This is a genomic window from Blautia sp. XA-2221, assembly GCF_028767025.1.
Classification (GTDB): domain Bacteria; phylum Bacillota; class Clostridia; order Lachnospirales; family Lachnospiraceae; genus Blautia_A.
Genome location: NZ_JAJQXX010000014.1, coordinates 75,695 through 87,051, shown reverse-complemented (window position 1 = coordinate 87,051; position 11,357 = coordinate 75,695). Strand labels below are relative to the sequence as shown.

Here is an 11,357-nt window from a genome sequence, read left to right as displayed (position 1 = left end):
TCTTTAGACTCCAGTGCCGGTAACAGACCCTTATAGGGTCAAAGCAAACCACCGGCTAAGCCGGTGGTCGTGATTTAGCAGGAAATTATCTTATGAACTGTAAAAGAGTAAATAAAATAGCAGATTCTCTTGTGCAGAATTCTGTATTTACGCATTTATAGTCAAACAGATAAAAATATAGAGAGTCACTAGATCTGGCTGAAATAAAAATGCAGGTCTGGAAGGCCGAACAGCCCCCTGAGTATATGAGAAACCAGGGGAATAGAAAAAAGTTTACCTGGCTTCTAAAACGGGTTCAGGGCAGATGAAATCTGTCCTGAACTTTTCAGGTATAATTTACAGGAAAGGATTTCAAAAAAATGAGTCTGATTCACAGATATCAGAGCAATGGATATAATATTGTTCTTGACATTAACAGCGGATGTATTCACTTGGTAGATCTTGTAACCTATGAGGTTCTGCCATGCATGGAGGAAGGTCTTTCAACAGACGAGACAGTGGAAAGGCTGAAAGATAAGTTCAGCCCGGAAGAGATCAGAACTTCTGTTTCAGAATGTGAAAAGCTGAAAGAAGAGGGGATGCTTTTTACCAGAGATATTTATGAAAGTGCAATTGACGAGTTTTCAAAAAACAGCCGTCCGGTTGTAAAAGCGCTTTGTCTGCATATTGCTCATGACTGCAATCTTGCCTGCCGTTACTGCTTTGCGGAGGAGGGAGAATATCATGGAAGAAGAGCGCTGATGTCCTTTGAGGTTGGAAAAAAGGCTTTGGATTTTCTGATCGCCAATTCCGGATCCAGAAGAAATCTGGAGGTGGATTTTTTTGGCGGCGAGCCGCTGATGAACTGGCAGGTGGTAAAAGATCTGGTCAGATACGGAAGAGAGCAGGAAAAGCTTCATAATAAAAAGTTCCGCTTTACTCTTACCACCAACGGTGTTCTTCTGGACGACGAGGTAATGGAATTCTGTAATCGTGAGATGTCCAATGTTGTTCTCAGTGTGGATGGTCGTAAAGAGGTACACGACTATATGAGACCATTCCGCAAAGGCGCCGGAAGCTATGATCTGATCATGCCGAAATTCCAGAAATTTGCGGAATCCAGAAATCAGGACAACTATTATGTTCGAGGAACTTTTACGCATCATAATCTTGATTTTTCAAAGGATGTTCTTCATCTTGCAGACCTTGGGTTCAAACAGATTTCTGTTGAGCCGGTAGTGGCTCCGGACGAGGAGGAATATGCTATCCGCAAAGAAGACATTCCTCAGATACTGGAGGAATACGACGCTCTTGCAAAAGAAATGATCAAAAGAGAAAAAGAAGGAAAAGGATTTAATTTCTTCCACTTTATGATCGATCTTACAGGAGGTCCCTGCGTATATAAACGTCTTTCCGGCTGCGGTTCAGGAACGGAATATCTGGCAGTAACCCCATGGGGAGATTTTTATCCCTGTCATCAGTTTGTGGGAGAGGAAGAATTCCTGATGGGAAATGTAGATGAGGGAATTACCAGACCACAGATCCGTGAAGAATTTAAGGGATGTAATGTTTATACAAAGGATGACTGTAAAGACTGCTTTGCCAGATTTTACTGCAGCGGAGGCTGTGCGGCTAACGCATATCACTTCCAGAAAGATGTAAAAGGCAGCTATGAGATCGGATGCGAGCTTCAGAGGAAGCGTGTGGAGTGCGCGATCATGATCAAAGCTGCGCTTGCAGAATAAATATTTATGAAAATCCGCCCGACAGTCACTGGATGACGGAAGGGCTTGAAGGAGAAACCGGTTATCAGTCTTTTATATGAATGTGAAGTTGAAGGAAGATGATAAACCTGTTTCTCTGTCATTTACAGCTCAGGTAACGAGATGGATAATTCCTTACTGCCTGTAAGGGATATTACCCATAAATTATTGTAGTAAGAAGGGAAGAACAATGAAGAAAAAAAGAGGAGTCATTGTACTGGTCCTGACTGCGATCATTACGGTTTTTCTGTGTTATACCGCAGCTGTCGGTCTGGGTCCGACAGGAACCGGAGCGGCAAAAAATATTAATACCGGTCTTGATCTGTCAGGAGGTGTAAGTATTACTTACGAGGCAAAGGACAAAAACCCAAGCAAGGAAGATATGTCAGATACTGTTTATAAAATGCAGAAACGTGTGGAACAGTACAGCACTGAGGCGCAGGCATATCAGGAAGGCGATAACCGTATTACGGTAGAGATTCCCGGCGTAACCGATGCGGACAAGATTCTTAACGATCTTGGAAAGCCAGGTTCTCTGTGCTTTATCGAGCAGACAGACAAGGACGGAAATCAGAACTTTGTTTTCGGTGAAAAAAATTATGAACTTACAAGAAGTCTTGATGAGATCAGAGAATCCGGATCTGTGGTACTGGAAGGTACAGATGTTGCAAATGCAGAAGGCGGTACTTACCAGAATGAAAAAGGCGCAAGAGAATATTCGGTAAGTCTGACACTGACAAAAGAAGGAAAAAAGAAATTTGCTGAGGCAACAGAGGCAAATGTAGGAAAACAGATTGCGATTGTTTATGACAACGCTGTTTTAAGCGCACCTACCGTACAGGAAGCGATTACAGGCGGACAGGCAGAGATCAATGGAATGGAAGGGGTAGAGGAAGCCCAGGATCTTGCATCCTATATCCGTATCGGTTCCCTCAGCCTGGAGCTTGAAGAACTGCGTTCCAGTGTAGTTGCAGCACAGTTGGGTGAAGAGGCGATTACAACAAGTGTGGTTGCAGGAGCAATCGGTCTTGTGATCGTGATCCTGTTTATGATCTTTGCGTACAGAATCCCCGGACTGGTGGCAGCAATCGCTCTGATCCTTTATACTGCAATTGAGCTTATCACTCTGAATGCTTTTGATATCACGCTGACACTGCCCGGTATTGCCGGTATTATTCTGGGTATTGGTATGGCGGTGGATGCCAATGTTATTATCTATGCACGTATCCGGGAGGAAATTGCAACAGGTTCTTCTGTAAGAACAGCGATCAGATCCGGATTCAGCAAAGCATTTTCTGCGATTATTGACGGTAATGTTACAACCCTGCTTGCAGCTCTGGTACTGATGTGTCTGGGCTCCGGAACAGTAAAGGGCTTTGCCTACACACTGGCGTTGGGTATTGTAGTATCTATGTTTACAGCCCTGGTTGTATCCAGACTGATTGTAAATGCTCTGTATGCGGTAGGTATTCAGGATGAAAAATTCTACGGAAGAGCAAAGAAGAGAAAATGTATTAATTTTGTTGGAAAGAAAAATATTTTCTTTATTATTTCTCTGATCCTGATTCTTGTGGGACCTGTGTCCATGATGATCCATCAGAAAACAGATGGAAGTATTCTGAACTACAGTCTGGAATTTTCCGGCGGAACTGCAACGACCGTTACCTTTAATGAGGACATGGATATTAAACAGATCGACTCAGAGGTAACGCCTGTTGTAGAAAAGGTAACCGGAGATAAAAATGTACAGCCTACCAAGGTTGTGGGAACCAATCAGGTGATCATTAAGACACGCGCGCTGTCTCAGCCGGAGAGAGAAAAACTCAATCAGGCAATGGTTGATAATTTTGATGTAGACCAGACACTGATCTCCACAGAAAGTATTTCATCTACAGTAAGTTCTGAAATGCGACAGGATGCCTTTGTGGCAGTTATTGTTGCAACCCTGTGTATGCTGGCATATATCTGGATCCGCTTTAAGGATATCCGTTTTGCAAGCAGCGCGGTACTGGCTCTTGTGCATGACGTTCTTGTTGTATTTGCATTTTATGCCCTTGCGCGCATCTCTGTTGGAAATACTTTTATTGCATGTATGCTGACAATTGTGGGTTACAGTATCAATGCAACAATTGTTATTTTTGACCGTATCCGTGAAAACCTCAAGAAAATGGGAAGCCGTGCAGATCTTGCCGACATTGTTAATGAAAGTATTACTCAGACACTTACCAGAAGTATCTATACCTCTCTGACAACATTTGTCATGGTAGCAGTGCTTTATATTATGGGAGTATCCTCTATTCGAGAATTTGCACTGCCTCTGATGGCAGGTATTATCTGCGGAGCTTATTCTTCTGTTTGTATCACAGGTTCTCTGTGGCTTGTGATGAAACGTGGTTTTGGAAAAAATAAAGTTCAGGCTATTGCTTCAAAGAATCCGGCTGTGGAAAATAAAAGCGCAGCTCAGACATCTGTACAGAATTCAGCAAATGGTCAGAAACAGCCCAAAAAGAAAAACCGTAAAAGAGTAGCAGAACGTCTTGCGGCTCAGGAAGCGGAAAAGAAAGCAGAAGAAAATAAAACAGAATAAAACAGGATTGTCCCGGGGCAGTAAGCTGTCCCGGGATGTGTTTTTACAGGAGAAAAAAATGGAAAAATGGGTAGTAACCGCAAAAAAAGCAGATTTTGAAAAGATTGGACAGACCTTTGGCATTGATCCGGTGATCGCGCGTCTGATCAGAAACAGAGATGTAGAAGGTATGGAAAATATCCGATCTTATCTGTATGGAACTCTGGAAGAGCTTCCCTCTCCATGGCTTTTAAAAGATATGAAAAAAGCGGTGGAAATACTGAAAAGCAAAATCGACCAGAAGGCCAGGATCAGGATTATAGGGGATTATGATATTGACGGAGTGACATCTACTTATATTCTTCTTACCGGATTCCGGCGTCTTGGCGCAAAGGTAGATACTTATATTCCGGACAGAATAAAAGACGGATACGGAATGCACAGTCAGCTGATTGAAAAGGCGGCAGAGGACAGGATTGATACGATTGTTACCTGTGACAACGGAATTGCCGCTTCTGCTGAAATTGAACAGGCAAAAGAACAGGGAATGACAGTTGTTGTGACAGATCATCATGAAATTCCTTACCGTGATACCGAAAAAGGAAGAGAATGGATTATTCCCGAGGCAGATGCAGTGATCAATCCCAAACAGCCGGACTGTCCATATCCCAACAAAAATATCTGTGGCGCCGTGGTTGCCTGGAAACTGATCTGGGCTCTTTATGAGACATATGGAATTGATCGAAAAGAAATTCTGGATTTTTCTGAGCCGGCAGCAGTTGCAACTGTAGGAGATGTGATGGATCTGCAGGGAGAAAATCGTATTATTGTAAAGGAAGGACTGAAACGGCTTCCCGTTACAAAGAATCAGGGATTTCGCGCTCTCATTGAGGCGAACGGGCTGAGCGGTGAACGGATCACAGCCTATCATGTGGGATTTGTGCTGGGACCTTGTATCAATGCCAGCGGAAGGCTGGATACTGCGGCTCGCGCTTTGAGCCTTTTGTGTACAGAGAATGCGGACAGAGCTGCAAAAGAGGCGGGAGATCTGGTTGCTTTGAATCAGAGCAGAAAAGCAATGACCGAAAAAGGCAGAGAAGAGGCAGAGCATATTATCGAAAGTCAGGGACTTTCTTCAGACCGTGTTCTGGTAGTTTATCTTCCCGAATGTCATGAAAGCCTGGCAGGGATCATTGCAGGAAGGCTGAGGGAAAAATATTATAAGCCTTCCTTTGTTCTGACAAAAGCAGAAAAAGGGGCAAAAGGCAGCGGACGGTCCATTGAAGCCTATTCCATGTATGACGAACTTGTTAAATGCAGCGATCTTCTGGAACAGTTTGGCGGACATCCTATGGCTGCAGGTCTTTCTCTTTCAGAAGAAAATATAGATGCATTCCGAAAAAGGCTGAATGAGGTGTGTACACTTACAGAAGAAGAGCTTGTGCCAAAGGTGGTTATTGACGTTCCAATGCCGATTTCTTATCTGTCCAGAACTTTAACAGAACAGCTTTCTGTTCTGGAACCTTTTGGAAAAGGAAATACAAAACCATTATTTGCCCAGAAGGGACTTCGTGTTTTAAACCTGAGAATTTTTGGAAAGAATCAGAATGTGGCAAAAATGTGTCTGGTGGACGGACAGGGAAATTCTGTAGATGCAGTATATTTTGGAGCGGCGAAAGAATTTGAACAGTATGTGCGGCAGAAAGAGTCGATTTCGGTGACCTATTATCCTGAGATCAATGTATATCAGGGAAGAGAAAATCTTCAGGCAGTCATACGCAATTATTTTTAACAGAGGCAGGAAACAGCATATGAATGGAAGTCAATGGCGATAATAGCGGTATTTGGCGATACTTGTCGGGTTTTGGATTGATTCCATAAAAAAAAAGTGATATACTGATTTAGACTTATATTATAGAAAACAGGCGGAGGTGCAGGTAAATGAAGAGAATTGAGGATTATGTGAGAAGTATTCCGGATTTTCCGGAACCGGGCATTATTTTTCGTGATGTAACAAGTATTCTGCAGGATGCGGACGGACTGGAACTGGCAATTGATTCCATGCAGGAATGTCTGAAGGACACAGACGTGGATGTGATCGTTGGAACAGAATCAAGAGGCTTTATGTTTGGGGTTCCGATTGCATATAATCTTCATAAACCATTTGTACCGGTACGCAAAAAAGGTAAGCTTCCGTGTGAAACAGTATCCAGAAGCTATGATCTGGAATATGGAAGCGCAACTATAGAGATGCACAGAGATTCTATCAAACCGGGACAGAAGGTTGCAGTCATTGACGATCTGATCGCTACCGGAGGTACAGTTGAGGCGGCAGTGAATCTTATTGAAGAGCTTGGAGGCGAAGTTGTCAAAATTGTATTTCTTATGGAGCTGGCCGGACTGAAAGGCCGTGAGAAACTGGCTGGTTATGATGTGGCTTCTGTGATCCGGTATGAAGGTAAATAACCACAGACGGTGTGTGATCGCTGCCTAAAACAGCAGCAGAATATCAGACAGGTGGGAGAGAATGACAGAAAGAAATAAAAATATACAAACGGAAAAAAAGCCGGGCGCTGTAGATCAGGCAAAAATCGAGTCCGTGAAAAAGGCGGATGCAGCAGTAAAGTCCATGAGTGATTTTACAAGTCCGGAAGTTCTGTATCAGGAATTGATCACCAGTGTGAGAAAATACCATCCGTCTACGGATATTTCCATGATACAGAAAGCCTATGAGGTGGCAAGAGAGGCTCACAAGGATCAGAAAAGGAAGTCCGGGGAGCCCTATATCATTCATCCGCTTTGCGTGGGGATCATTCTTGCAGATCTGGAACTGGATAAAGAAACAATCGTTGCAGGACTTCTTCATGATGCGGTAGAAGATACCTGGATGACCTACGAAGAGGTGGAAAAGGAATTTGGTTCCGAGGTTGCTCTTTTGGTGGACGGTGTTACCAAACTGGGACAGCTGAATTATTCAAAAGACAAGGTGGAGCTGCAGGCGGAGAATCTGAGAAAAATGTTCCTTGCCATGGCAAAGGACATCAGAGTAATCCTGATCAAGCTTGCGGACCGTCTGCATAATATGCGTACTCTGCAGTATATGCGTCCGGAAAAGCAGCAGGAAAAGGCCAGGGAGACTATGGATATCTATGCTCCCATTGCCATGCGTCTTGGTATATCCAAGATCAAGGTAGAGCTGGATGACCTTTCTCTCAAATATCTGAAGCCGGATGTGTACTATGATCTGGTAGACAAGGTTTCTCTGAAAAAAAGTGAAAGACAGGATTTTGTCAACGGAATCGTAAAGCAGGTAAAACAGCATATGGATGATGCGGGGATCCAGGCTCAGGTAGACGGACGCATCAAGCATTTTTTCAGTATTTATAAAAAAATGGTCAATCAGGGCAAGACCATTGACCAGATTTATGACCTTTTTGCAGTCAGGATCCTGGTGGACAGTGTAAAAGACTGTTATGCGGCTCTGGGCGTGATTCATGAAATGTACAAACCGATTCCGGGGCGCTTTAAGGATTACATCGCCATGCCGAAGCCCAATATGTATCAGTCTCTCCACACGACTCTTATCGGACCAAGCGGACAGCCTTTTGAAATCCAGATCCGTACCTATGAAATGCATAAAACTGCGGAATATGGTATTGCGGCACACTGGAAATACAAAGAGTCATCTGACGGAAAAGTGCCGGTAGGAAAAAGTGAAGAGGAAAAGCTGAACTGGCTGAGACAGATTCTGGAATGGCAGAGAGATATGTCAGACAACCGGGAATTTATGAGCCTTCTGAAAAACGATCTGGACCTTTTTGCAGACAGTGTTTACTGCTTCACTCCACAGGGTGATGTAAAAAACCTTCCGGCAGGCTCCACGCCTATTGATTTTGCGTACTGCGTGCACAGCGCAGTAGGAAACCGTATGGTAGGCGCCCGGGTAAACGGCAAGCTGGTACCCATAGAATATGAGATTCAGAACGGCGACAGGATTGAGATCATCACATCACAGAATTCTCAGGGACCAAGCCGTGACTGGCTGAAAATAGTAAAAAGCACTCAGGCAAAAAATAAGATCAACCAGTGGTTCAAAAAAGAACTGAAGGAAGATAATATTTTAAAAGGCAAGGAAATGCTGGCTCAGTATGCCAGAACAAAAGGCTATAAGATCGGTAATTACAGCAAGAGCCAGTATCTTGAGGCGGTTATGCGCAAGTATGGATTCCGTGACTGGGATTCCGTTCTGGCTGCTATCGGTCATGGAGGTCTGAAAGAAGGACAGGTCTTCAATAAGCTGATGGAGGCCTATGAAAAGGAACATGAGAAAAAGATCACAGATCAGGATGTGCTGGACGCAGCCTCTGAGGCTCACGAAAAGCTTCATCTGGTAAAATCCAAAGGCGGCATTGTTGTCCGTGGCATCCATGATGTTGCAGTCCGTTTTTCAAAATGCTGCAGTCCGATTCCAGGTGATGAGATTGTTGGATTTGTCACAAGAGGACGTGGGATTACCATTCACCGTACAGACTGTGTAAATATCCTAAATATGTCGGAAACAGACAGAACAAGGCTGATCGAGGCTGAGTGGCAGGCAGATACCAGAGCATCGGAAAAATATATGGCAGAACTTAAAGTCTTTGCCAATAACCGCACAGGGCTTCTGGTAGACCTTTCAAAAATATTTACAGAACGCAAAATTGATGTAAAAAATATGAACTGCCGTACAAGCAAACAGGATAAAGCAACTATTGCAGTAAGCTTTGAGGTCGGCAGTAAAGAAGAGCTGGCGTCTCTTGTAGAAAAAATACGTCAGGTGGAAAGTGTGATCGATGTGGAACGTACCACAGGCTGATCGGTCAAAAAATACAGGGACAGAGAAAGAAGGGACAGATATGAAAAACTCAGAACTTCAGATATGCGTTCTTGGTTCTGTATCAACGAACTGCTATCTGCTGAAAAATAAAAATACAGGAGAGGTTCTGATCGTGGATCCTGCGGATCAGGCTCAGGAGATATTTTCCAAGGTTAAGGAAATGCAGGCAAAGCCGGCAGCAGTTCTTTTGACCCATGGTCACTATGATCATATCCTTGCAGTGGAGGATGTAAAAAAAGAGTATCAGATACCGGTTTATGCCTGTGAAAAAGAATCAGGGACTCTGTTGGATCCGTCAGCAAATCTGTCCGGATATGGAAATCGTTCCTGTTCCTTAAAGGCAGATATACTTCTCGAAGATCTTCAGGTTTTTGACGCCGCAGGATTTTCTGTTCAGATGATTCATACCCCCGGTCATACACCGGGAAGCTGTTGTTACTATCTGAAAGATGAGGGAATCCTGTTCAGTGGAGATACGCTGTTTTATGGTTCCGTGGGAAGAACAGATCTGCCGGGAGGAAGCACAGGCCAGATTGTGGAAAGTCTTCACCGGCTTACAGATTCTCTTCCTGAGGAAACAGAGGTTTATCCGGGACATGATATTTCCACCACTATCGGTTATGAAAAGAGGTACAATCCATTTGTATAAGATCAGTATTCTGTTTGACAACAGAGAATTTGAACATGATATTTATGAGCTGATCCGGGCATTTTACCCGGAAGCTGAGATTGTAGTTTCCTATGAAGAGGAAGACGGGGAAAATACAGCGGATCTTCTGTTTCGGGTGGAAAAGCAGGAGCAGAGTTTTTTGATCCGATATAAAAATGAAAGCCATACCGGTGTGACAGAAGCAGAAATCATAAAGGGGCACTCTTCGGATGATGCCCCTCTTTCCTGTACAGAACAAAAGGATGCGTTCAGACAACAGCGCAAGGAGCAGAAGGATGTACTGAAATACTCTTTGTATCAGCTTTTGACAAAACTTACAGGAAAGACGCTTCCTTGGGGAAATCTTACAGGAATCCGTCCTGCAAAGCTTGCCATGGCAATGATCGAAGCAGGAATGAAAAATTCAGAGATCGCGCAGGAAATGCGGGAACGTTATCTGGTAAGCCCGGAAAAAACAGCCCTTGCCATTACCATTGCCAACAGGGAAAGAGAAATTTTGAAAGATATTGATTATGAAAACGGATACAGTCTTTATGTGGGTATTCCGTTTTGTCCAAGTATCTGCCTTTACTGTTCGTTCAGTTCCTATCCTCTGAAGCAGTGGAAGGACAGAGTGGATCTTTATCTGGATGCGCTCTGCAAGGAGATTCAGGAAGTTTCTTCTATTATGAAGAAAAAAGGACGTAAGCTGGACACCGTTTATATTGGCGGCGGAACACCTACCACTTTGGAACCGGATCAGCTCCAGAGACTTCTGGATACCCTGATGGAACATTTTGACTGCAGAAACCTGGCTGAATTTACCATTGAAGCAGGAAGGCCGGACAGCATTACCAGAGAAAAGCTTCAGGTGATCCGTAAATATCCGGTGAGCAGGATTTCCGTGAATCCTCAGACGATGAACCAGGAAACTCTGGAGATTATCGGAAGACGCCATACTGCAGAGGAGACAAGGCAGGCATTTTATCTTGCAAGAGAGTGTGGATTTGATAATATCAACATGGATCTGATCGTTGGACTTCCGGGAGAAGATCTGGAAAAAGTACAGTACACGCTGGACGAAATTAAAAAGATGGCTCCGGATAGTATCACGGTTCATTCTCTTGCAGTAAAAAGAGCGGCAAGGCTGAATATTTTTAAAGATAAATATCAGGAAATGACTTTTGAAAACAATCAGGAGATCATGGAAATGACCATGAAGACAGCCTACGAAATGGGAATGGGTCCTTATTATCTGTACAGACAGAAAAATATGAAGGGCAATTTTGAAAATGTAGGTTATGCAGAGGTTGACAAAGCCGGGATTTACAATATACTAATTATGGAAGAAAAACAGCCCATTATCGCATTGGGAGCAGGCGGATCTTCAAAACTGGTATTTGATCATGGAACGAGGATCGAGCGTGTGGAGAATGTGAAGGATGTATGGAATTATATTACCCGTATAGATGAAATGATTGAAAGAAAACGGGTGGCTGTTGACAGATGGCTTTAAAGACAGGA

The 11,357-nt window shown here is 43.6% G+C and carries 7 protein-coding genes; all 7 read left to right on the top strand.

The genetic code is table 11. From position 1 onward, the window contains the following. Nucleotides 1-359: 359 nt before the first annotated feature. The 7 genes from scfB to hemZ all read left to right on the top strand — a co-directional run bounded on the left by scfB (nt 360) and on the right by hemZ (nt 11,349). A complete protein-coding gene (gene scfB, locus LU279_RS11540) occupies nt 360-1,724 on the top strand; it encodes a thioether cross-link-forming SCIFF peptide maturase (RefSeq protein ID WP_274422654.1) in 1,365 nt (454 codons plus the stop codon). Nucleotides 1,725-1,932: 208 nt separating this feature from the next. Beyond that, the gene (secD, locus tag LU279_RS11535; protein WP_274422653.1) at nt 1,933-4,329 is read left to right on the top strand and encodes a protein translocase subunit SecD; all 2,397 of its coding nucleotides are present in this window, start codon (nt 1,933-1,935) and stop codon (nt 4,327-4,329) included. 58 nt (nt 4,330-4,387) lie between these two features. After that, nucleotides 4,388-6,100: a single-stranded-DNA-specific exonuclease RecJ gene (recJ, locus tag LU279_RS11530; RefSeq protein WP_274422652.1), complete on the top strand. Its 1,713-nt coding sequence runs from the start codon at nt 4,388-4,390 to the stop codon at nt 6,098-6,100. A 149-nt stretch (nt 6,101-6,249) separates the two neighbouring features. Continuing rightward, nucleotides 6,250-6,774 (top strand): adenine phosphoribosyltransferase, encoded by a 525-nt coding sequence (locus LU279_RS11525; protein ID WP_274422651.1) that lies wholly within the window; start codon nt 6,250-6,252, stop codon nt 6,772-6,774. 61 nt (nt 6,775-6,835) lie between these two features. Beyond that, entirely contained in the window at nt 6,836-9,163 is a 2,328-nt protein-coding gene (locus LU279_RS11520) for a RelA/SpoT family protein (RefSeq protein ID WP_274422650.1), read from the top strand. A gap of 40 nt (nt 9,164-9,203) precedes the next feature. Further along, nucleotides 9,204-9,833, top strand: coding sequence for an MBL fold metallo-hydrolase (locus tag LU279_RS11515; protein WP_274422649.1), 630 nt, complete (start codon nt 9,204-9,206; stop codon nt 9,831-9,833). Continuing rightward, the gene (hemZ, locus tag LU279_RS11510; RefSeq protein ID WP_274422655.1) at nt 9,805-11,349 is read left to right on the top strand and encodes a coproporphyrinogen dehydrogenase HemZ; all 1,545 of its coding nucleotides are present in this window, start codon (nt 9,805-9,807) and stop codon (nt 11,347-11,349) included. The genes LU279_RS11515 and hemZ overlap by 29 nt, the downstream gene beginning before the upstream one ends. The last annotated feature ends 8 nt before the right edge of the window (nt 11,350-11,357 follow it).